The sequence below is a fragment of the Radiobacillus sp. PE A8.2 genome, from assembly GCF_045635475.1.
In the GTDB taxonomy this organism is placed as follows: Bacteria; Bacillota; Bacilli; order Bacillales; family Amphibacillaceae; genus JBJGXI01.
Map to the genome: position 1 here is coordinate 23,275 of NZ_JBJGXI010000021.1, position 23,088 is coordinate 46,362.

At 36.7% G+C, this 23,088-nt stretch carries 22 protein-coding genes and 2 pseudogenes; 20 read left to right on the top strand and 4 right to left on the bottom strand.

Annotated elements, in window-relative coordinates; translation table 11 throughout:
- The first annotated feature begins 15 nt into the window (after nt 1–15).
- The 14 genes and pseudogenes from ACI6MV_RS12470 to ACI6MV_RS12535 all read left to right on the top strand — a co-directional run bounded on the left by ACI6MV_RS12470 (nt 16) and on the right by ACI6MV_RS12535 (nt 15,193).
- Entirely contained in the window at nt 16–2,175 is a 2,160-nt protein-coding gene (locus ACI6MV_RS12470) for a spermidine synthase family protein (protein WP_407270634.1), read from the top strand.
- A 70-nt stretch (nt 2,176–2,245) separates the two neighbouring features.
- Complete coding sequence (locus ACI6MV_RS12475; RefSeq protein WP_407270635.1) at nt 2,246–2,530, top strand: hypothetical protein; 285 nt, start codon at nt 2,246–2,248, stop codon at nt 2,528–2,530.
- 418 nt (nt 2,531–2,948) lie between these two features.
- A pseudogene (locus ACI6MV_RS12480) lies at nt 2,949–3,074 on the top strand (sortase domain-containing protein); the annotation flags it as partial.
- Nucleotides 3,075–3,219: 145 nt separating this feature from the next.
- A complete protein-coding gene (locus ACI6MV_RS12485; protein ID WP_407270636.1) occupies nt 3,220–3,999 on the top strand; it encodes a YwmB family TATA-box binding protein in 780 nt (259 codons plus the stop codon).
- 416 nt (nt 4,000–4,415) lie between these two features.
- Nucleotides 4,416–4,712, top strand: a complete 297-nt coding sequence (locus tag ACI6MV_RS12490) for a metal-sensitive transcriptional regulator (protein ID WP_407270637.1) — start codon at nt 4,416–4,418, stop codon at nt 4,710–4,712.
- A gap of 16 nt (nt 4,713–4,728) precedes the next feature.
- Entirely contained in the window at nt 4,729–4,941 is a 213-nt protein-coding gene (gene copZ, locus ACI6MV_RS12495; protein WP_407270638.1) for a copper chaperone CopZ, read from the top strand.
- Nucleotides 4,942–5,043: 102 nt separating this feature from the next.
- Complete coding sequence (locus ACI6MV_RS12500) at nt 5,044–7,479, top strand: heavy metal translocating P-type ATPase (RefSeq protein WP_407270639.1); 2,436 nt, start codon at nt 5,044–5,046, stop codon at nt 7,477–7,479.
- Between the two features lie 245 nt (nt 7,480–7,724).
- The gene (locus tag ACI6MV_RS12505; RefSeq protein ID WP_407270640.1) at nt 7,725–9,848 is read left to right on the top strand and encodes a heavy metal translocating P-type ATPase; all 2,124 of its coding nucleotides are present in this window, start codon (nt 7,725–7,727) and stop codon (nt 9,846–9,848) included.
- A 321-nt stretch (nt 9,849–10,169) separates the two neighbouring features.
- On the top strand, nt 10,170–10,838 hold the full coding sequence (locus tag ACI6MV_RS12510; protein WP_407270641.1) for a PspA/IM30 family protein: 669 nt from the start codon (nt 10,170–10,172) through the stop codon (nt 10,836–10,838).
- A gap of 728 nt (nt 10,839–11,566) precedes the next feature.
- Nucleotides 11,567–11,848: a hypothetical protein gene (locus ACI6MV_RS12515; protein ID WP_407270642.1), complete on the top strand. Its 282-nt coding sequence runs from the start codon at nt 11,567–11,569 to the stop codon at nt 11,846–11,848.
- Between the two features lie 120 nt (nt 11,849–11,968).
- Entirely contained in the window at nt 11,969–12,442 is a 474-nt protein-coding gene (locus tag ACI6MV_RS12520) for a class D sortase (RefSeq protein WP_407270643.1), read from the top strand.
- Between the two features lie 139 nt (nt 12,443–12,581).
- Nucleotides 12,582–13,361, top strand: a complete 780-nt coding sequence (locus tag ACI6MV_RS12525; RefSeq protein WP_407270644.1) for a YwmB family TATA-box binding protein — start codon at nt 12,582–12,584, stop codon at nt 13,359–13,361.
- A 476-nt stretch (nt 13,362–13,837) separates the two neighbouring features.
- A complete protein-coding gene (locus ACI6MV_RS12530) occupies nt 13,838–14,206 on the top strand; it encodes a Rieske (2Fe-2S) protein (RefSeq protein WP_407270645.1) in 369 nt (122 codons plus the stop codon).
- A gap of 381 nt (nt 14,207–14,587) precedes the next feature.
- Nucleotides 14,588–15,193, top strand: coding sequence for a polysaccharide deacetylase family protein (locus ACI6MV_RS12535; protein ID WP_407270696.1), 606 nt, complete (start codon nt 14,588–14,590; stop codon nt 15,191–15,193).
- Between the two features lie 53 nt (nt 15,194–15,246).
- On the opposite strand, the gene ACI6MV_RS12540 is transcribed toward ACI6MV_RS12535, so the two are convergent.
- From ACI6MV_RS12540 to ACI6MV_RS12550, 3 genes are read right to left on the bottom strand one after another with little or no spacing between them, the layout of a single operon-like run.
- Nucleotides 15,247–15,516: a glutaredoxin family protein gene (locus tag ACI6MV_RS12540; protein WP_407270646.1), complete on the bottom strand. Its 270-nt coding sequence runs from the start codon at nt 15,514–15,516 to the stop codon at nt 15,247–15,249.
- Nucleotides 15,503–16,165 carry a peroxiredoxin family protein gene (locus ACI6MV_RS12545; RefSeq protein ID WP_407270647.1) on the bottom strand — a complete coding sequence of 221 codons (663 nt, stop codon included), beginning with the start codon at nt 16,163–16,165 and terminating at the stop codon, nt 15,503–15,505. Before ACI6MV_RS12545 ends, ACI6MV_RS12540 begins: the two co-directional genes overlap by 14 nt.
- Nucleotides 16,152–16,967, bottom strand: coding sequence for a cytochrome c biogenesis CcdA family protein (locus ACI6MV_RS12550; protein WP_407270648.1), 816 nt, complete (start codon nt 16,965–16,967; stop codon nt 16,152–16,154). The genes ACI6MV_RS12545 and ACI6MV_RS12550 overlap by 14 nt, the downstream gene beginning before the upstream one ends.
- A gap of 7 nt (nt 16,968–16,974) precedes the next feature.
- Between ACI6MV_RS12550 and ACI6MV_RS12555 the strand changes: the two genes are divergently transcribed.
- From ACI6MV_RS12555 to ACI6MV_RS12575, 5 genes and pseudogenes are all read left to right on the top strand, one after another.
- Nucleotides 16,975–17,205, top strand: a complete 231-nt coding sequence (locus tag ACI6MV_RS12555; protein ID WP_407270649.1) for a hypothetical protein — start codon at nt 16,975–16,977, stop codon at nt 17,203–17,205.
- 299 nt (nt 17,206–17,504) lie between these two features.
- Nucleotides 17,505–17,936 (top strand): annotated as a pseudogene (tnpA, locus tag ACI6MV_RS12560) (IS200/IS605 family transposase).
- A 266-nt stretch (nt 17,937–18,202) separates the two neighbouring features.
- Nucleotides 18,203–18,634: a MerR family transcriptional regulator gene (locus ACI6MV_RS12565; RefSeq protein WP_407270650.1), complete on the top strand. Its 432-nt coding sequence runs from the start codon at nt 18,203–18,205 to the stop codon at nt 18,632–18,634.
- 7 nt (nt 18,635–18,641) lie between these two features.
- Nucleotides 18,642–20,999 carry a heavy metal translocating P-type ATPase gene (locus ACI6MV_RS12570; protein WP_407270651.1) on the top strand — a complete coding sequence of 786 codons (2,358 nt, stop codon included), beginning with the start codon at nt 18,642–18,644 and terminating at the stop codon, nt 20,997–20,999.
- 565 nt (nt 21,000–21,564) lie between these two features.
- On the top strand, nt 21,565–21,948 hold the full coding sequence (locus ACI6MV_RS12575) for a DUF302 domain-containing protein (RefSeq protein ID WP_407270652.1): 384 nt from the start codon (nt 21,565–21,567) through the stop codon (nt 21,946–21,948).
- 129 nt (nt 21,949–22,077) lie between these two features.
- Here ACI6MV_RS12575 and ACI6MV_RS12580 read toward each other — a convergent pair whose 3' ends face one another.
- Nucleotides 22,078–22,245 (bottom strand): hypothetical protein, encoded by a 168-nt coding sequence (locus ACI6MV_RS12580; protein WP_407270653.1) that lies wholly within the window; start codon nt 22,243–22,245, stop codon nt 22,078–22,080.
- A gap of 274 nt (nt 22,246–22,519) precedes the next feature.
- On the opposite strand from ACI6MV_RS12580, the gene ACI6MV_RS12585 reads away from it, so the two are divergent.
- Nucleotides 22,520–23,077 carry a hypothetical protein gene (locus ACI6MV_RS12585; protein WP_407270654.1) on the top strand — a complete coding sequence of 186 codons (558 nt, stop codon included), beginning with the start codon at nt 22,520–22,522 and terminating at the stop codon, nt 23,075–23,077.
- Nucleotides 23,078–23,088: the final 11 nt, after the last annotated feature.

A 23,088-nucleotide genomic window follows, 5' to 3' on the forward strand; every position in this document is an offset into this window, starting at 1 on the left:
ATAAAAAAAAGCTCCATGTTGGATTTGATCTCCGTATGGGAGTTATCTATGTTTATCATTGTTTACGAGATCTTTTTATCGCGTTTTTTTTCTGTGTTACTTGATTACAATTATGTTTTTATTGTTGTATCTATGGTTACTTTGGGACTCGGTGTCGGAGGATACATTGCCCATAAACGTGAGTGGTTTCTCACAAACTATCGTCAAACCATTATTGTTCTATTTCCCTGCCTTATGCTTGGATTAGTGACAATGGTTTATTTAATGAGTTATACAAATGTCGTCGTTTATTTTCTCCTACTTACCATACCATTTATCATAGGTGGAGGGTTATTAGCTAATTATTTTCAAACGTGGCAAAAGCATCCAGGGAAACTTTACTTTGTGGATCTAATTGGTGCAGGATTTGGCGTAGTGGTTACCTTATGGTTGATGGACGTAACGGACCCCTTCCGGACAATCGCTGTTATCTCCCTTTTAGTTATCGTTACACAGCTACCAATTATTATTATTCAAAAACAGAAGGTAGTACTATTCACATGTAGCGTCATCATTTTTTTATTGGCAATAAATTTGTTTAATCCGATTTGGACGACTGATCGCTTTCAAGTATATAAGACAAGTCCTTATACCTCATTTTCCAACGAAAAGGCAGAAATCATCGCTTCATCTTGGGATGCATTATCTAGAACAGATATTTACGACGCTGAAGATAACGACTTCTTGTACATAACGATTGATGGGGGAGCGGTATCATCCATCTCAAAATTTAATGGAGATTTTACAGAAGTTGATTATTTGAAACAACAAACGAGTTATTTAGCATTTTCAGGCAAGGAAAGGGGAAAAGCTTTAATTATTGGTGCAGGGGGCGGGCAAGATATCCTATCAGCCAAAATGGCCGGTTATGAGAAAGTTGAGGCAGTTGATATCAATGAAAGTAGTTTTACCTTGTTAAATAAATTATCTGCCTTTTCAGGGGATGTATTAAATCTACCAGGAGTAAAACCGATTGTTGCTGACGGTAGAAATTATGCTAGAGAAACTACATCCCAGTATGATTTGATATACCTTTCCCTAGTGACAAAAAAAGCCGAAAACGGGCTAGGTATGGGGTTGTCAGAAAATTATATCTATACTCAGGAAGCAATTTTAGATTACTTGGATATATTATCTCCAAATGGCAAGTTAGCCTTTCTATTGCATGATGAAGCAGAATTGGCTAAAATCATTCATTCACTGGGACAGGCTTTTAGTAAACAAGGCTTAGACAAACAAGATATTGCTCAAAGGATAGCTATAGTAGGAACAAATCATGTGTTTGGTTATCCTGTTGGAGGGAACAAACTGTCTCGTCCCCTTGTTTTGGTGCAAAAGACTCCTTTTGACAAAGAAGACAGTCAAAAACTGCACAAACAAGTGTTAGAGACGGCTCAAAATCCGGTTCATATTCCAAATGAATTGGATAGGTACTCCGCTTTAAAGGATTACCTAACGCTTTTAGATCTGGATTTGGAAGCAAATCGGGATGGACGACCATTTTTTTATTACAAGGATTCGGGGATTCCAAAAGAGTTAATTCTATCTCTTCTTTCCGTTCTGCTTCTTATTGGTTTACTTACGTGGTGGAAGAGAAAAGAAGTACCTTTTTCTACTTATATTTATATGGCGGGAATTGGTATAGGCTTTATTATGATAGAAGTAACACTTATACAACAACTTATTTTACCTTTGGGGCATCCAACATTGTCGTTTGCAATTGTTCTAGGTGTTTTGCTCCCAGCTGGAGGAATAGGTAGCTTTTGTTATAAACGGTGGGATAATGGTACTGCTAAAAAGTTTCACCCACTAATTTGGGTGTTTGTTTCTACCCTAGTGGTAAGTTCGTTAATAACGCTTTATTACATGGGAGATATCCATTTCCCTTTAACATACCGAGTTGTTTTAATCATCCTTATTCTTTTTCCACTTAGTTTTTTTATGGGAATGCCTTTTCCATTTCTTTTAGGGCGAATGAATAAAGACATTGTTCCACTTGCATGGGGAATAAATGGACTTTGGACGGTTATTGGTTCTTTGTTAGCATCCATTTTATCCTTACAGTTTGGATTTCAACCTACGTTACTAATAGGTGGTTTCATTTACTTGTTTCTTTATTTTGTGCCTTTAAGATAAATAGAACAATGGGAGTCGAAATTCATATTCGGTGAGTAGTTTAATAAAATGAATAGTGGAGGTGAGAAGAATGGTTAATAGAAGAAAGAAGTTTCTTATCTTCTTTCTCATTCTGCTCTTCATTTTCGTCATAATTCCATTGGCAATCAGTATTTCCTATGGAAACATACCGTTTTACAATGATTATTATTTAGACTCCTATGATGTTTTGGTTTCAAATGATAAAAAGTTGAATCAAAGCGAAATTTCTTTCATTAACTATAATACTTACACAAGGGATGAAATCAAACAGTATATTATTCGAAATGAAATGTCGTTCTTCCGTGTATTTAGAAATACAGTTGTTTTTAGTTAGTACTGCTATTTTAGCAGTTGCAGTAGACCGAATATTTGTAAGACGCTAGTACAAATTTAGGAAAGGAAAATAAAGTAGGACAGGCTGTGATTATTCGAAACTTAAAAATTTATACAAATTACTAAATAACCATAAAAAATCCATATTTATTGATTAACCTCTACTTAAATGGAAACTCAGTAAAAGTGAATAAAGGTGGAGGGAATTGTGGAAAAAATTGTATTTGTATTAATCATTCTAGGTATATCTTTACTTGTCATTAGTGTAAAAATATCCTAGCAAGAAAATTTAAGTGAAGCAAGGAAAACGAGATTTAATGAGGAAGATTTTGTCCAATAGTCACGGCCCTACTTACCAATAAGAGGGAACCTATAGGAATTCTGGAAATTCCTAATATCAATACAGAATTTCCAATCGTAACCGTACCGTTATTAAGCCAACAGCATCAGAAGAAATACTGATTCTTACTACATGTTACCCATTTGGGTACATTGGTGACGCACCAGAAAGATATATTGTTTATGCTAAGCCAGTGATTAAATGATTAGTCTGCTTGTGTAGGAAATTTTATATCCGTTCCTCGTCAACGGGGAAGACATCCCTGTTCATAAAGTATCTTTTAAAACTATGTATAACCCCTGTCTAATTAGTAAATAATTAGACTAATAGTTTCATAGGAGGGGTTAACCATGATCTTAAAATTAAAAAATGAGTTCTTTGTTATTCTAACTGTAATTACTTTTGTGATAGTTATGCTTATGAATCAAAATAATACCACTTTTGCAGCGAGTGATGGTGAAGATGACGGTCTATTATTAATGCAAACACTCAGTGAGGCAAATGTGGATATAGAAAGAATGGTTTTAAAATATAGTGGACTAGTTAAAACCTATAAAGATTCTATTCACATACGTTCTTTTAAGAGGCAACTAGAACAAGCGTTTTCAATCAATTTAATCCAAATTTCAAAATCAAATAACAAAGACTTAATTAAGTACCAAGGTAAAAAAGTTGTATCTTCTTTACCGAACACTACTATCCAAGTAGCTTTGGCCAGTGTCCTCAAAGAGAATGGTAACTATGATGTTTATCTTATCGCATCTTTAGTGAATAACTCAAATACAGAAGCTGATTTTTCAAAAAGCTTTACATACCTAAAACATTCATTAGAGAAAACCTCGATAGAACCTAAAATAAAGATAAATATTCAAGGTAGTTTGGATCGAAAATTAAGTCATAATAGTCAAGAACAAATAATAAAGGAAATGTTTGAGGATTTAGAGGCTCCTGTAACAGAAGGTTTGAATGAAAAAGAAGTAATAAGTCTTACTGGTTTCTCCAATAAACTTAGTTATTCCATTAAAAGTCATAAAAATCCTGTTAATGTTCAAATAGCGAGTCGCTTCGACCCACTTAAAAACAAGACCAATTTCACCATCGGCACACCTTTAATAACGATTGTGTATTAACAACTTGCCTCTAACAAAGATTGGTGTATCATTTCTGTTTCTTTTTTTGAATAAAAAAGAAACTAAGTGGAGGGATTTTCATGTCTCGAATAGGTATAATCACCGTTTCTTTGATTACGCTTTTTCTTATTAGTGGCAGTCATTAGAGAAAGGTTGGTTAGTCTTAAAGGTTTTGCTCGATATTAAACACATTTCTAGCACCATTAACATGTTGATGGTGCTAGAAATGTGTTTAAATGTTATACCCCCCTTCCTGATAATCCCCTTAACTTGTCCAATTGTCTTATCACCTTATAAATTTTTCCGTTGTGTTCCCCCAAGGAATAGATATATAAATAATTTTAGATAAAGCGGAGAAAATAGTTGCATAACAATACAAGTTATGTTGTAATAATACTCATAGGGGGTATAAGTATATGGTAGAAATGAAGGAAACATATAAATATCACGATCACAAAGATAAATTATTAAAAAGATTGAGAAGAATGGAAGGGCAAGTTCGAGGTGTCCATCGAATGATTGAGGAAGACCGCTATTGTGTGGAAGTCCTATATCAACTAGCTGCTATAAAAGCTGCTACAAATAAAATCGGCCTTGAGCTTATTGAAGATCACACAAGAGGTTGTGTAGCCAGAGCAGTCAAAGAGAAAGAGGATGACGGTGAGAGCCATATTCAAGAATTAATGGAAGTGTTTCGAACATTTACGAAATAACAAGGAGGTGATACGAATGGCAGTAGAAACAAAAACTCTAGATGTAAAAGGAATGTCTTGCGGTCACTGTGTGAGTGCGGTAGAAAGCTCTGTAAAAGAGTTAGATGGGATTGAAACAGTAAAAGTCGACCTATCAAGCAACAAAGTAACGGTTTCCTTTGACGAGACAAAAGTACAATTAGCTCAAGTAAAAGAAGCAATTGAGGAAACAGGTTATGATGTAGCATAAATGAAGTATGAGCCGGTTTTTCTGGCTCTACCCCCTTGTAATGAAACGTCAAATTGATGTTTTTTAGTAAGAATCCATCTTAAAAAGGGAGGTTATAAGATAATGAGTTCTGAGGCTAAAGTTCTTGATCCAGCAGAGGAACAGGTTTCATTGGGCATTACTGGGATGACGTGTGCAGCATGTGCAAACCGAGTTGAGAAAAACTTGTCAAAAGTAAATGGTGTCAGTAAAGCTAGTGTAAACCCAGCCAGTGAAAAAGCTACTGTCTCGTATAATCCTAGTCAAGCAACTATTGAAAATTTAATGGAGACAGTTAAGAAAACAGGTTATGGTGTTCGAGAAGAAAAAACAACGTTAGCGATAACTGGCATGACATGTGCGGCATGTGCTACACGTATTGAAAAGGGACTTAATAAGATAGATGGTGTAGTAAAAGCCAACGTGAACCTTGCCAATGAAAAAGCCAACGTTGAGTTTATAAATGGACAAACAAACTTAGATCAGTTGATTGCCGCTGTAAAAAAGGCAGGATACAGTGCAAAAGTGGCAAATGAAGCCAATGCGGATTCGGAAAAAGCTGCACGCGATGAAGAGTATAAAAAACAGAGGAACAAGTTCTTGTTAGGGGTCTTGTTTTCCATATGGTTCCTTCCGCAAATGGTTTCTGACTTGGGAGTCGAATATGGATTCAATTTAGGTTTTCAATTTCATATAAACCCTTGGGTTCAGTTATTATTAGCAACACCAGTACAATTCTATGTTGGTGGTCATTTTTACCGTGATGCTTACAATGCACTACGGGGTGGTAGTGCCAATATGGCGACGCTTGTAGCGTTAGGAACATCTGCTGCATACTTTTACAGCTTAGTTGTTACGTTAACGGGGTCAAACGCCGGACTTTATTACGAAGCGGCTGCCCTTATTATTACGCTAATTATTCTTGGAAAGCTTTTAGAGGCACGGGCAAAAGGACAGACATCAGAAGCTATTAAAAAGTTAATGGGATTACAAGCGAAAACAGCGCGGGTTATTCGTGACGGAGAAGAAAAGGATATTGCGATTGAGGAAGTAGTGGCAGGGGATGTTATCTTTGTTCGAGCAGGAGAAAAAATTCCAGTAGACGGTGAGATTATCGAAGGGAGCAGTTCAATCGATGAATCGATGCTTACCGGAGAGAGTTTACCAGTAAGTAAAAATGTTGGTGATTCTGTTATTGGTGCTACTGTGAATAAACATGGTTCATTTAAGTTTAAGGCAACCAAAGTTGGCAAAGACACAGCATTAGCACAAATTATTAAGCTTGTGGAAGAGGCTCAAGGGTCAAAGGCCCCAATTCAGAAGTTGGCCGATAAAATCTCAGGTGTGTTTGTTCCAATTGTTATTGGTATAGCGTTGCTAACATTTATCATTACCTACTTTATCGTTGGGTTTACCCCAGCTCTTATTAGTGCGGTAGCTGTTTTGGTAATCGCTTGTCCTTGTGCGTTAGGACTCGCAACACCAACAGCTGTTATGGTTGGTACCGGTAAAGGTGCAGAAAGTGGTGTTCTCATTAAAGGTGCAGAACACTTAGAAAGTGCTCATCGAGTAACGACTGTAGTATTGGATAAAACCGGAACAATCACAAAAGGTGAGCCAGAAGTAACGGATATTATCACGACTGATGGTTTTCATGAAGAAGACGTGCTCCGTCTAGCTGGTTCAGCGGAAAGAGGTTCTGAGCATCCGTTAGGGGAAGCGATTGTAAATAGTGCAAAAGAAAAGGGATTCACGTTAAGTGATGTTACTGCATTTAATGCGATTCCAGGTCATGGTATAGAAGTGAATGTGGATGATAAACAAATTCACATAGGTAATAAGAAATTAATGAACCTACAAAATATAGAATTTGAATTTCTACTCAAACAAATGGAAGAGTTAGAAGGCCAAGGGAAAACAGCGATGCTAATGGCTGTAAACGGCCAATTGGCTGGGATTATTGCTGTTGCAGACACTGTAAAAGAAACATCAGCTGAAGCGATTAAAGCGCTTAAAAAAATGAAAATAGAAGTGGCGATGATAACTGGCGATAATCGACGTACAGCAGAGGCGATTGCCAAACAAGTTGGCGTTGATCGTGTGCTAGCGGAAGTGCTCCCAGAAGACAAATCTGCTGAGGTAGAAAAGCTGAAAAAAGAAGGTAAAGTGGTTGCGATGGTTGGGGATGGTATCAACGATGCACCCGCTCTAGCAGCAGCTGATATAGGGATTGCAATTGGTACAGGTACAGACGTTGCTATTGAAGCTGCTGATGTTACTTTAATGCGTGGTGACTTAATGGGAATTGTAGATACGATTCGTTTATCTAAAGCAACGATGCGTAAAATAAGGCAAAACCTTTTCTGGGCATTTGCGTACAACACGATTCTTATCCCTGTTGCGGCTATCGGTCTACTCAATCCAGTTCTCGCAGGTGCGGCGATGGCATTTAGTTCCGTATCTGTTGTTACAAATACCCTTTTCTTACGGAGATGGAAGCCTGTTCGAGAAGCTGCTTAATAGTCAATGAATAGAATAGAGGTTACTCGTTTTAAGAGTAGCCTCTTTTTCGTATTTGGGTGCAAAACCAAATCGAGGGTGAGCAAGCTTCTGCGCTGTTCTTAATATAGGTCAAGTAATACACTGGTGTCGCGTTTAACTAATACATAACTAGGGGTACTGTGTATGTGTGAGCAAAAATTGGGTTTCTTATATAAAAAGAAATCAATGTAGCATAATATGAATATTAACAAGGTGGTTTTTATATGGATCAAAAACATGATAAAAATAAGACTGGTCAAGACGGTAATTTTAAAAACAGTGAAGAACAAGTGCATCATGGGAATGGCCACGAGCAAGAAAATCACACTCACAATCACGAACATGGTCTCGGGAACCATGCGCATCACGACCAAGAAGGTCATTCCCACCATGATCATGAAGGTCCTGATCATGGGAATATGATTGCTGATTTTAAAACAAGATTTTATATCTCATTACTGGTAACGATTCCAATACTGGTACTATCACCAATGATTCAATCTTTTTTTAATTATGAATTTACGTTTCCAGGCGCTGGCTATGTTCTGTTTGGGTTGGCGACCTTTGTCTTTTTCTACGGTGGAAAACCTTTTCTAATAGGATTCATTGATGAACTAAAGCAAAAGAACCCAGGTATGATGACATTGATAGCACTTGCAATTGTAGTTGCCTATGGATATAGCACACTAACGGTATTTGGTCTTTCGGGAAGTAATTTTTACTGGGAATTAGCCACTCTGATAGATATCATGCTGTTAGGACATTTGATCGAAATGCGGTCTGTAATGGGGGCTTCTAATGCCCTCGAAGACCTTGTTAAAATGATGCCGTCAGAAGCGCATATAATGGATGAAAACGGTGAGGTAAAGGATGTTAAAGTATCCAGCTTAAAGCACGGAGATAAGGTGCTTATAAAGCCCGGTGAAAAAGTACCAGTTGACGGCAGTATTGTAAAAGGTCAGTCATCTGTAAATGAATCGATGTTAACTGGTGAATCTGTACCAATAGATAAAGAAGTTGATGATGAAGTGATTGGTGGATCGATTAACGGAGAAGGGTCACTAACCATTCAAGTAGAAAAAACCGGAGATGATAGCTATCTTTCGCAAGTCGTTACGATGGTCAAGGAAGCGCAGCAGTCAAGGTCTAAGACACAGGATTTATCTAATCGCGCTGCTAAATGGTTGTTTTATCTAGCGTTATTAGCTGGTGTTGCAACACTCGTTATTTGGTTAGCACTAGGTTATCCGTTTGCTTATGCGTTAGAACGAATGGTAACAGTTATGGTTATAGCCTGTCCTCATGCTTTAGGGCTCGCTGCACCATTGGTTGTCGCACGTTCAACAGCCCTAGCGGCTAAACAAGGGTTACTGATTAGGAACCGTACTAATTTTGAAGAGGCAAGAAATGTGGAAGTGGTTGTTTTTGATAAAACAGGAACATTGACGGAAGGCGAATTTGGTATTACAGAGATTATAACGGAAGAGGGCTATGACAAAAGCCATGTTTTGCAAATGGCCGCATCACTCGAAGTTCAATCGGAACACCCGATTGCTAGAGGGATCGTAGACGGGGCTAAAGAACAAAAATTATCCCTTCATGAGCCTGAACAGTTTGAATCAATGACAGGTAAAGGATTAAGGGGAACTGTAGAAGGAAAAGAAGTTTTAATTGTCAGTCCTGGCTATGTGAAACAACAACAAATGGATTACAACAAGGAAAAGTTCAATGAATTATCGGAGCAAGGTAAAACAGTTGTGTTTGTAATCATCAATAGTCAATTGACAGGTATGATTGCATTGGCAGATAAAGTAAGAAAAAGTGCGGAGCGTGCCATTGCGCGATTAAAAGATCTTGGTGTAGAGTCACAGATGTTAACTGGAGATAACTATAAGGTTGCCCAGTGGGTAGCAAATCAATTAAACCTAGACCAAGTTGTTGCAGAGGTCTTGCCACATGAGAAAGCAGATAAAATTAAAGAGATTAAAAGAAGTGGGAAAAAAATTGCTATGACCGGTGATGGTGTCAATGATGCACCTGCACTTGCAAATGCAGATCTTGGTATTGCAATAGGTGCTGGTACAGATGTAGCAATGGAAACTGCAGATGTAATTCTGGTAAGAAGTAATCCAGAGGATGTCGTATCTATCTTAGAGCTATCAAAATCGACATATAGGAAAATGATCCAAAATCTTTGGTGGGCTGCTGGTTATAATATTTTGACCATTCCACTTGCGGCAGGAATCTTATCGCCAATCGGTATCGTATTAAGTCCAGCTGTAGGTGCTGTATTAATGTCATTGAGTACAGTTGTCGTGGCAATAAATGCTCGACTATTTAAAGGATAGAATATAAAAAAACAGGCCCCCGAAATGAATGAAGTATGTTGCTCTTTGTAAAGGACATTTTATTAAAGACTAGGCATGACCTCTGAATTGAGCAGGGGTCATCTTCTTGACATAGGCCGAAGCATCGTTTGCGATAATAAATGCTACTCAATGGCTTTACCTAAATATTTAACCCTCATGATTCAGAAAAATCATAATATTTTTTTATTCCTCAAACTTTCTACATAATCATTGAGTATACTGATTCTAAGTTCCAAGTATTTAGGAATAGCAACAGTAAAAAATTCTTTACAACTAATGAAATTTTTAGGAGGAATACAAATGTTTAAATTATATAAACGATTGAGTACGATAGTAACGTCAGAATTAAATAAAGCCCTTGATAAGGCTGAAGACCCGGTAAAATTGCTTGACCAGTATATGCGAGAGATGGCTGCTGATATCCGTGAAGCAGAAACAGCCGTATCCAAACAAATTGCAAATGAAAAAGTGCTAAAGAAAAAATATGATGATGCTGAAGGTCTTGCTAAAAAGAGGGAAACGCAGGCTGTGCAGGCCCTGGAAGCAGGAAATGAAGATCTTGCCCGTCGAGCACTTGAAGATAAACAAAAACATAGTCAACAGGCCGAAACATTATTTGAATCTTATACACGAACAAAATCTGACGCTGATTCACTGCGTGAGAGATTGACTGAAATGAAAGAAGAGTACAATGAAATGAATCTGAAAAAAGACTCACTAAAAGCTAGGGCGGAGTCTGCCAAAACAAAAACCAAAATTAATCGAACAATGTCGAATATCGGTAGTGATGAATCTAGTCAAGGATTTAACCGCATGGAAGAAAAAGTACTACGCTATGAGGCTGAAGCAGAAACAAGTGATGACCTTCGTTCTTCAAGGTCACTTGATGATGAGTTAGAATCAATGAATACAAAAGATACTGTGTACAATGAATTAGAGGAATTAAAGAAAAAAATGGGGAAAGAGTAGCCTTCTTTCCCTCATGTTGGGTATTTCCTTTATTGGGTCAACTTGCAACTCTCCTTTTTTATTACTTTGAACCCTCGTGTAATCGTTTTAATAAGCTTTTAGTGTTAATCATCAAGGAGGGGTTATCATTCATACGGTTATTATGGCAGAACGGTTAGGATTATAGGCGAAGGCATCGAAACAAAGGAAGGCCAAAGAAGTATTACTTGAAGTTTAAGAGTAAAGTAAATTATTATAGCTAGAAGAATTTAATTCAATTCACACTTTTCAACAGATTCTTCATAGTTTCTCCACAACCTTCTCACATTTTAAACTTCCACCACTCAGTTATATAGTAGCATAGCAGCAATTAAGGGAGGACTAAATTGGTGAACTTTGAAATGATATACATATATAACACATCATAGATGGTGGATCCAATCCTAAATATTAGAGAACAGTGGAAAATTCCCATTTTTGAATTTTTTCGTAGATTACAGGGGTATGTGATATTTTAAAATCATCAAGGCAGTCATTTAAACTTGTCTCATCTCTCTTGAATTTTCACTTTGATCCATGAGTATTATTAATTGATTGTAGAATTATTCAAGTGATTAGACTAGTAGCAGAAGAAAAGAAAAATTTTAGTATCAAGGGTTAAAACTCAAAGAAGAAATAAGTAAGGGAAATGTTACATTATATACAATGAACAAGCTATTGGTAACTCCAAAAAAGAAAGGGAGATATAGTTGGATTTACAGTTTACAACTAATTTAGTAATTTATATTGTCGGTGTCATAGTTGGAACAGGGATAATAACACGAGCAACAAATAAATTTATTTTTAATTCCTTTGGTCATAAACAAAAGGCTTTTTATTCGTTTATAACAGTTTCTGTATTTTCTGTCTTAGGGTATGGAGTTATCGCTATTATAGGACCAGTAATATGGCTTATTTATGACTTAAGACGGGTGCTCAGAGGTGAAAATCACAAAGATCCAAATTTGAATAAAGGTGGAGAAGTAGAGTGAAAAAATTGCATTTGTGTTAATCATTCTTGGTATATCATTACTTAGTGTTGGTGGTTATCAATTCATCAGTGCAAAAGTATCCGAGCAAAATAGTTTAAATGAAGCAAGAAAGTAGTTTCCATGGAGACATCAATCCAAACATCAGGTGATGAAGATATTGCCACCACACAGGCCCAGTCCTACTTACCAGTAAGAGGGGAAACAGTAGGAATTATCCAAATCCCTAGCATCAACACAGAACTTCCAATCTTAGAAGGAACAGAGGCCGATGAATTAGTAAAAGGTGTCGGCCATTATATAGGTTCGGCTTTTCCAAGTGAAAATGATCAAATTGTTTTATCCGGTCACAGGGATACGGTGTTTCGTAATCTAGGAAAAGTAAAAGTCGGGGATATTTTTATTATAAAAATGCCTTACGGAGAGTTTACCTATAAGATGGTTGATTATAAAATTGTAGAGGCAGATGACCGTACCGTTATAAAATCAACAGCACCAGAAGAAACACTGATTCTTACCACATGCTACCCATTTGGGTATATTGGTGATGCACCACAAAGATATATCGTATATGCTAAGCCGGTGATTAATGATTAGTCTACTCTCGCAAACTTTTACATCCGTTCCTCATCAACGGGGAAGACATCCTTTTTCATAAAGTATCTTTTAAAACTATGTATATCCTTTGTCTTATTAGTAAATAATGAGACTAATAGTTTCATAGGAGGGGATAATAGTGATCTTAAAATTAAAAAACAAATTTCTAATTATTTTAACCGCTGTAATTTTTGGAATAATCATGCTTATAAATCATAATAATACAACTTTTGCAGAGAGTGATGGTAAAGATGATGGTTTATTACTAATCCAAACATTAAGTAAAGCAAATGTGGATATAGAAAGAATGGTTTTAAAATATAGTGGGCTAGTTAAAACCTATAAAGATTCTATTCACATACGTTCTTTTATGAAGCAACTAGAAAAATCGTTTTCAATCGATTTAATCCAAATTTCAAAATCAGATAACAAAGACTTAATTAAGTACCAAGGTAAAAAAAGTGTTTCCTCTTTACCAAATACTACTATCCAAGTAGCTTTGGCTAATGTTCAAAAAGAGAACGGCGCCTATGATGTTTATCTTATCGTATCTTTAGTTAATAACTCAGTTCAAGAACCTGATTTTACAAAAAGCTTTACATACTTAAAAAATTCATTAGAAAAATCCTCAATACAACCCAAAATAAAGATAAATATTCAAGGTAGCTTGAATCGGAAACTAAGTCATGGTAGTCAGGAACAAATAATAAAGGAAATGTTTGAGGATTTAGAGGCTTCTGTTACAGAAGGTTTGAATGAAAAAGAAGTAATAAGCCTTACTGGCTTCTCCAAAAAACTTAGTTATTCCATCAAAAGTGATCAAAATCCTGTTAATGTTCAAATAGCGAGTCGCTTTGACCCGCTTAAAAACAAGACCAATTTCACCATTGGCACACCTTTAATAACGATTGTGTATTAACAACTTGCCTCTAACAAAGATTGGTGGTTTATCATTTCTGTTTCTTTTCTTAAGTAAGCATATAAAAAAGAAACGAAGTGGAGGGATTTTCATGTCTCGAATAGGTATAATCACCGTTTCTTTGATTACGCTTTTTCTTATTAGTGGCTGTCAACAGAGAAAGGTCTTAGTTAGTCTTAAAGGTTTTGCTCGAGATAAAACACATTTCTAGCATCGTTACATGTTAATGGTGCTAGAAATGTGTTTAAATGTTATACCCCCCTACCTGATAATCCCCTCAACTTGTCCAATTGTCTTATCACCTTAAAATTTTTTCCGTTGTGGTCCCCCAAGGAATCGATATATAATTGACATAATTTCATTAAGGGGAAGTGTACTATAAATGTCTTTAATTATTTATATATTTATTAATGGATTACATAAAATCTACAAATTTATATGATAATATTTTTCCAATTTATAAAAGGAGGGTAACCGTGAAAAAAATAAGTCGAAGAACTTTTGTCGGAAGATCGGTCAAGGGAGCTCTAGGACTTATAACAGTTTCTGTAATCCCAATAAACTTAGCGGCTTGTAGTAATGATTCTGTTGACACAAGTGCAATGGCTAATCTTGGAACTTTGGCTGAATTAAAACAAGGACCGTTTCCCAAAACTGTAAAATATCTTGTGAAAATAAAAGATGCATGGGTAGAGCAAGAACGTGAAGGTTTTGTATATGTACATTTAAAGAATGATGAACTCCTTATTATGCCTCCCATTTGTACGCATCTTGGTTGTACGGCTGGTGCTGCGGATGAATCAAAACAAAAAGATAGAATCAAATTCTTTTGTCCCTGTCATTGAGGGGAATATGATGAGTATGGGATCAATATTGGAGGACCACCACCAAGACCACTTGACATATTTGAACCTTATCTGGTAGATGATAAGGTTTACATTCTGTTTTAAGTGCAAAGAAAAGAAAAGGGTAATATAGTTATTAAAGTTATTACTAAATACACCACAATATGTAATTTGAAATTCCTATGTGTATGTAAACCACCATTAACGATTCATCGTTCCCTACTGGAGTGGGATTAGGTTCACTTTTCTTTATGATACTAAATTTTATGGAAATACTAAAAGATAAGAAAGGAGCAAATATGAATGCATGAAAAAGAGCATCAATACCAGTGAGTCTGAGGACGAACATCAGTCTTATATGACTGGAATGACGATCGGGTTATCGTCAATAATAATAAACAAGAGGTGTTACTAACCTTTGATGATGGACCAACTAGCTATTTATTAGATATCTTATCTATTCTCAAACAGGAGAACGTACAAGCAATTTTCTTTTGGCAGTCCAATTTAATTCACGATGGGGAATCACGCTGGAAGGATGTGTTGAACCAAGGACATCATATTGGCACTCATGCCCATTCTCATCCAAAATTACCTGAGCAGACTTATGAAGAACAACTTTACGAAATTCAATTTTCCAAAGAACGTCTTGAAGCATTAATCGGTAAAACGATTACCCAATTCCGCCCGCCAAACGGCCTTTATAATGAGGACACCCTTACTATCGCTGAGAAATTAGGGTTAGATTTAATTTTGTGGCAAGTGGCTAGCTGGGATTGGATGCATGAGAAAAGTAGCGAATATATTGTAAAGAATGTGGTTGATTACACCTCCGCTGGAGATATTGTGTTATTACATGAACTCCCGCAGACAGTGGAGGTCCTTCGCGAACTGATTCGCACATTAAAAAATAAAGACTTTCAATTTGTGAAACCGCACGCGCCATTACGTTTGATTAACCGTGGACACCAAAAGGAGAATAAATAAAAAAGGGTATAATTCCTCATAAGCTGAGGGGATTATACCCTTTTTTGCTACATTCATGTAAAGTTATTCATTCTCTCCTTTATTTCTTTTACGATTTTCCTCTTTGATGGTCTTCCGTAAGAAAATGGTTCATTATCGAATAATAAACCAGGTGGAAATAAGAATCCAGAAGTGCTCGCTAATTCCTCGCCTTGAGGCGTATTAATGTCAATTACTTCTACGTTAAGCGGATATTCGTTTGCTAGCTCGTTAAATATTTTTTTTGACGTGTCACAAAAATGACAGTTTTCCTTTGAAAGTATCGTTATTTTAATTGCTTTCATTTGATGTAACTTCCCCTTTCTTTAACCCCGACTCTATATCTGAGATAAGAGCTGAAATAGGTAGATACATAATAAAATCAGGTTCGCCTCCATAATCGGCACGCCACTTAATCGTGCCATCGTCCCCTACTAAAATAAAGGTATGTCCATTATAATTTTTATTCATCATTCCGTATAAATTGGTTGTATATTCTTTAGAAACAGAAACATCTTCATCCGATAGGACTGGTGTTGTTAATTTTTCAATATCGACCTTTTGCTTTAAAGAATCAAGGGGATCAGTCGTAATAGTTAGAATTTCATCAATTCCTAAGTTTTGAAGTTGTTCAAATGAATTTTCTATATCCTTAAGTTGTGTCCAACATGCTTGGCACATAATGCCTTCTTGGAAATATAAAAGAACATTTTCACCTTTATAAGAAGACAATGAAACCATTTTCCCGTCGGTACTAGGAAGGGTGAATTCTGGTGCTTTTTGTCCAGGACCGGGGGAACCAATTTGGTATTTATATTCGTCTCCGTAAATTTTTGAATCTCGTTTTTCTGTATTATCTTTAGTTGTGTTTGATAGAAAGATAATACTAATCAAAATAATTGCAAATATAATTACAAATATAGAAACTTTAAATAGTAGGTTATTTTTTTTCATTTTCATCCCCCCCATTAGATTCACCTTTTTTTGAACCAAATGATCTCTTAAATATAATCAGAAATCCTGAAAGTACAATTATGATAATAATAATCGCTGATAACCAATTAGGAATCCAACTTAAACTTTCTGTAATAGTGTTTCCTAAGCGTTGCAAGGAAAGAGCGAAATCTGCTTTCCAACCTGTTAATGGAGCCATAGTATCTTCTGCAAAACCTAGCCAAATTGCTATTGCCCCCATCAAAATTAACAGTGTGCCAGTAGCGAGTTCTGTGCCGCTGATTTTCCATTCAAACGAACCTAACTTCCATTGAAAACTTCTTGAACGAAATAATCGACTTTTTTTCCAATCGTATTTTCCCCAAAGTAAAGAGATTATCAATAGCGGTAAAACCATTCCCAGAACATAAGAAATTCCTAATAAAACTGCTAGTCCAAACGATGAACCAAAACTTGATAGTGCAATAACCCCAGCTAAAACAGGGGCGCAGCAAGAGCTAGCAACACCAGAAAATACTCCTAATGTATAAATACCTAATGGGCCTACTTTGTTGTGGGCCTTTCTTCCAGGCATTGGGATTGAAATTTTGCCACCAAACAGGACGTAAATACCCAATAGAAACATAAGTATTCCGCCTGAAACATAAATAACGGAATGTTGAACGTTGATTATCCTTACTAAAAAGGTAGCACCTAATACAATAGGAAGGATAATAGTAGAAACTCCTAAAGCAAATATGAGTGTCATTCCTACTATCGCTTTTTTATTTTGAAACGCACCTGCAAAATAAGCAGGAAGCATTACAGAAATGCAACAAGGTGCTAGCAAAGCAATAACCCCAGCTATAAAAGCTGCGATTAAGGACCCACCAAATAATAAACTTACATCCATTGAGTTGCCTCCAATTTCATGTTATTGTAAAAAAATTTTTCAATTGCTTTTGGTTGGTATCATAATAAAAATTACCGCTATTGGTAATTTTTACAAATTAAAACCCATTAAAAGACAAACTAAAAGAAATTATATCGAAAAAATGTGAGGATTTTGTGTTGTTCCAAGAATTATTGCTTTTAAGTTAATTATTTTTTCTTAGTCAAATCCTTTAATAGAAGTAACGATTTTAATGTGTCCTAAGAAACACTAAAAAGCAGATTGGAATTCAGATGCGATTCACTTTGCTTTTCGTGCGTTATTTCATATGCGTTTTAAATTTTTCCACCTTTAAAAAGAACCCGTTTTTTTAATTTCCAAATGCGTGGTCTAACTCCACCGTCTTTAGACGGTATCCGCTTTTAGCCTTATCTTTTGACGTCCATACTTAAGCTGTGAGGTGAAACTATGGACGGATATAAGAAAAACAGTCATGCGGTCCATGATATCAAGTATCATGTTATCTGGGTAACGAAATAAAGATACAAGGTACTACATGGTCAAATTGCAAAAAGAACACGAGAATTAATAAGGCAGGGATGTAATGCAAGAGGCATTACAAATTTAGAAGGAAGTGTCGGAAAAGACCACATCCATTTGTTGTTATCATGTCCACCAAGCCTTGCCCCAAGCAAAATTATGCAGTACCTAAAAGGGCGGTCATCAAGACTTCTTCAGGATCAGTTTCCCGAACTTAAAAAGAAATATTGGGGTCAACACCTATGGGTAAGAGGTTACTTTTGTGCCACAGTTGGAAAAGTGGATGAAGAAACAATTAGGAATTATATCGCAAACCAGTTTACTGAAGAAAAGAACGACTCATTTAGGATTGATGAATAAGTTTAGTCGATATTTAGTTTGCTTTAAGCATTTGGTCTTTAAGATGACTTCAGTCTTAACAACGACTTTAGTCGTAGACATTTATGTCCGAATCCACCTGCTTTAGCAGGTGGTAGTTTAAGGAAAATCTCGTTTTTTGAGGAAGTTCTAGAAGTTGAAGTCCGATAACAATGGCTATATCTCTAAACCATTTAAAAAATGTATAAAAGTGGTTGACTCCGTACTAAGGTACAGACTCTATACTTAACACAAGGAGGGGAAAACAAATGAAGGGTTTAGCAATCAGTGAAGTAGCTAGAGTATGCGGAGTTAATATTGAGACCATTCGATATTACGAGAAAAGAGGACTCATTCAAGAACCTCCAAGAACAGCATCTGGCTACCGTTCATTTTCGAAAGAAGTTATAGAAAGAATAAATTTTATAAAGCGGGCACAAGAGTTGGATTTTTCTCTGTCAGAGATTCAGAAATTAATCAGGATAACGGATAATGATAAAAACTTTACTGCTGAAGACGCCCAACAATTTGCGAAGGAAAAACTTAGCGAAGTGGAGCAAAAAATCCGGGGGTTAGAAAGTGTGAAATCATTGTTAGGGGATTTGTTAGAAAGATGCTCTGGTAAAGGGCCTATTTGTGAGTGTCCAATTATCCAAGATTTATCAAGACAAAAAGAAATCCAGCGTAAGGGAGGGGAGTGATAAAAAGATGGCGGAGCTCATTTTAAAACTGAAGGGGAGCATTCCAGAGAAGGTTAAAGATATAGAACAAGAAATAGCTGCAGAAACAGATGTATCGGCTATCAATATACTAGAAGATACCCTAAAAGTAATCTATGGTAAGAAGAAACCGGAATGGAATAACCTTATAAACGTTATTCGTACAAAAGGGCTAGACATTGAAACGAGTAGAGAAACGTTCCATGTGAGCGGTATGGCTTGTGCGGCTTGTATAAAAACAGTTAAAACGATGGTTGGAAGAGAAGAGGGGATCATAACCTCTGCTGTTAATCTTGCTTCTGATCAGGCAAGCGTAGAGTTTATCCCCACTTTGACAAATAAGAAGTCAATTGTAAGCCGGATTGAAACAGCAGGATTTGTCGTTAGGAATGAACAAGAACCGGGTGATCGAGAACTAAGGGCGTGGAGGTTTCGGGCTATCGTTTCTCTCGTACTGATGCTCCCTGGCTTCCTAATTAGTATGGGTTCTTTCCTTTTTAATCAGATGCTCCCAGGCCAATGGTGGATCTTATTCTTCCTGTCAACACCGGTCGTGTTTGGTGCAGGATTTTATACCCTACACAGGTCGCTGAGGTCAGTGATGGCTAGAAGTGCGAATATGCATTTACTTGTTTCGCTGGGTACGTTGTCTGCCTATATATACGGACTAAGCAGTTACTTCTTTGAAGTCTTTAACCTCTTCAGTCTTGCTGCAATGATTATGTCATTCCATTTGTTAGGCCAGTATCTGAACCTTAAAACGAAGCGTGTTGCCTCAAGAGAATTGAAAAAGCTTCTTAGTCTTCAGGCGAACACCACAACCATTCGGGTTGGTAAACGTGAAAAAGAAGTCAAAACGGAAGTACTTAAACCGGACGATATCGTTATTGTTCGACCAGGCAAGCGGGTTCCTGTTGATGGTGTTGTGATTGAGGGACGTTCTGTTATCGATGAATCAATGGTAACAGGCGAAAGCATTCCTGCTGAAAAATCAGTAAACGATGAGATGATAGGCGGAACAGTAAACGTTAATGGTGTACTCATCATGAAGGTGACAAAAATTGGTCAAGACACATTTCTATCCCAAATGATTCGTTTAGGGCAAGAAGCTAGATGGTCTAAAGAACCTTTGCTTCTGTTTGCGGATAAGATCATTGCTCGATTTATTCCAACGATACTGGCTCTCTCTCTAATCACCTTTTTCGGTTGGTTGATGATTGCTGGTCTTGATTCCTATAATAAAGCCATATTTTCTGCGATTGCTCTTATGGTCGTTGCAAGTCCTTGTGTCATTGGCCTAGTAACTCCAACAGCCTTTATGACAGGAGCTGCTCTCGGAGTTCGAAATGGAGTGGTCATCAAGGATATGTCCGGTTTAGAGGTTATGCAGCGTGTTACTACCGTCCTCTTTGATAAAACAGGAACCATCACTTATGGAAAACCCGTAGTAACAGACATTATTACCTATCATGCTGAAGGTGAGAACAAATTACTCCAATGGGGGCTAAGTGTGGAGAGGGAATCTGAGCACCCAATCGGAAAATCCCTTGTTGATTATGCTGAAACCAAGGGAATTCAATCTCTCCCAATTGAAAGGTTTGAAAGTAAATTAGGTATGGGGGTAAAAGCAAGAGTTGACAATCAGTACGTTAGCATCGGAAACAAAACACTTATGAAGGAACAAGGTGTAGATATAACGGATATTGAGGATCAAGTCGAGGCTTTCCAATTAGAAGGAAAAACGGCTATCATTATTTCAGTAAATAACCAAGTTGCTGGTGTGCTTGCAGTAGCCGATACAGTAAAGGAGAACGCTGTTGGTGTGATAAAACGACTAAAATCAATGGGATTAAAACCGGTGATGGTAACCGGTGATAATGATAAAACAGCTAGGTCCATCGCTAAACAAGTTGGTGTCGAACAAGTAATAGCAAATGCGCTACCTATAGATAAAGTTACACAAGTGAGAAAGATGCAAGAACGAGGGGAAACAGTCATTATGGTGGGAGATGGAATAAATGATGGTCCAGCCTTAAATCAAGCTGATGTCGGGATAGCAATAGGTGGTGGGACAGATGTTGCGGTAGAGGCAGCTGATCTGACCTTAATCAAGGGAAATCTCAACGGTCTTGTGACTGCCACTTTTCTTGGAAAGAACATCTCCCGACTAGTAAAGCAAAACCTGTTTTGGGCGTTCATTTTCTATCTAATCTTGTTTCCTACCGCAGCATTCGGTCTCTTCCACCCATTAATGTCTGCATTTGCGATGCTGTTTAGCTTTTTATTCGTATTTGGCAACACGTATCGGTTAAAAAGAATTACTAGAAAGGTAATACAAATGGTTTAGTTATCCATCTATATGGATAACTACTGTAAGAAAGGAGGGCGTTACTCTTTACATACTTCATTATCGAATACTAGTTTAAGTGTCTACTAGTCAGTGAGCCTAACAATATGTGTGATAACCCTGTATTGTTCAAAGCTCTAAAATTTCTACATAACTGTAGTTAATAATACTCTGCAGGCATGAAGATGTAGCTAAGTCCTTTTGAGGCTACACTTAATAGTGTTGGTGTATGCCCAAGAGCAAAATGAGAATGGAAAAATTCTATGAATTTTTTTCGTTCTTTTGTGTAATTTATTTGTTAGTACAAACTGGTATGAAAGTCTAATATAAGCCGTGTTAAAATAAAGTAAAAGTCCAAACAATGGTCCAAGTGAGTGTTATAAAATTTTAGAATGGGAAACTGTCGAGAGGGAAATAGATCCACCTTTGGATGAAAGAATTCCTTCTGGAAAAATGGTGGATTGAGATCATTCTCTAAATTCGACAATTTATACGATTGAGGCGACGACGGCGTAATAAAAACTTGGTTGAAAATAATAAAGTAGAATAAAAAGGAGTTGATTAAATGTTTCACTACACGGTTGAAACCACTAAAACGATTGAGGAAGCCATTACATCACTTGAGGAAAGCTTAAAGGAAGAAAAATTTGGGGTGCTTTGGCAATTTGATATAAAGGATAAATTACAAGAAAAAGGCCTCGATTTTGGCCAATCCTATCGTGTTTTAGAGGTATGTAATCCACACGAAGCCCAACGTGTTTTATCACAAAATCAAATGGTTGGTTATTTCTTGCCTTGTAAGATTGTTGTTTATGATGATACAGGTCACACAAAAATCGGAATGCCAAGGCCGACAGCACTTATTGAAATGGTGAAAGATCAATCAATTAAGGATCTCGCAAAGGACATTGAGGAACGCTTAATTAGATGTATTGATAAAGCTGTTTAGTCATCAATATTAAACTAATAAACAAATTGAGAGAACGACGATAATGATGGAGTCACTATCGTTGTTTTTTTATTCTTCATTTATTAGTGTTTTCAATATCTCAATCATAACACTTTGCATTTCCAGCTCTTACATCACGCTAACCATACTATCTTGCATTTCAGGTTGCTGCATCAATTCAATCATTTGATCCTGCATTTCAGAAGAACTCATCACACGTACCATTGCATCCTGCATTTCCGGTGTTGCCATCATGTCAGATAACATGTCAGGGCTTATGCCACCAGAGTTAATCATGTCATTGGTATTCCTCCGTTCATGCCCCACATAAGCAAGAAAGAGTTAGACCAAAATAGTGACGACAGTTATCTAGCTTTTCTTCTATTTTCATTTGAATTCACCCCTTATTTATAAGCCGTTTTTATTAATTTTCCTAACTGGGTCGTTTATCATTAATCTTAACAAGTTCTTGACATTCTCCTGATAAGTTCTGAAAATTGATCGGTTATATTGTTAATAAGGGAAAGGAATTATGCTTTCCATATATAAATAAAATAGGAGTGGGGAACAGATGAAGAAATTATTAATAGTAGCAGGATTAGTCGGAGCATTTGCGATCGGGTCAATGACTGGGGGAACAGTCTTTTCATATGCCAGTTCGACCACTGGGACAAATGATACATCTACAAATGTGATGGACGAAAACGGGATGATGGATTCGAATCAAAGCTCAGGAATGATGAATATGATGGGTGATTCGAGTGGAATGGGTATGATGGGAAGTATGAGTGGGATGATGAATACAATGTCTATTATGGACGATTTAATGGCTGATATTTTTAACGAAGCTGCCAAGACTTTAGGCATGACAACGGATCAACTTCAAGATGAAATCCAAAGCGGAAAATCTCTTGCAACGATTGCAGTGGAGCAAGGGATAAAGGAAGATAAATTAGTGAAAGAATTGGAGAAGGCCATTCAAAAAGATATCAAACAATTTGAGAAAGAAGGAAATGTGATATCGGAACAACAAAAGGAGATGCTTTTTTCTATGAGTGACAACATGGAGATGATGCTAAATACTACAGGGATGTTTGCTTGTAACCAGACTTTAGATGAATCCATTTAAATATACAGGAG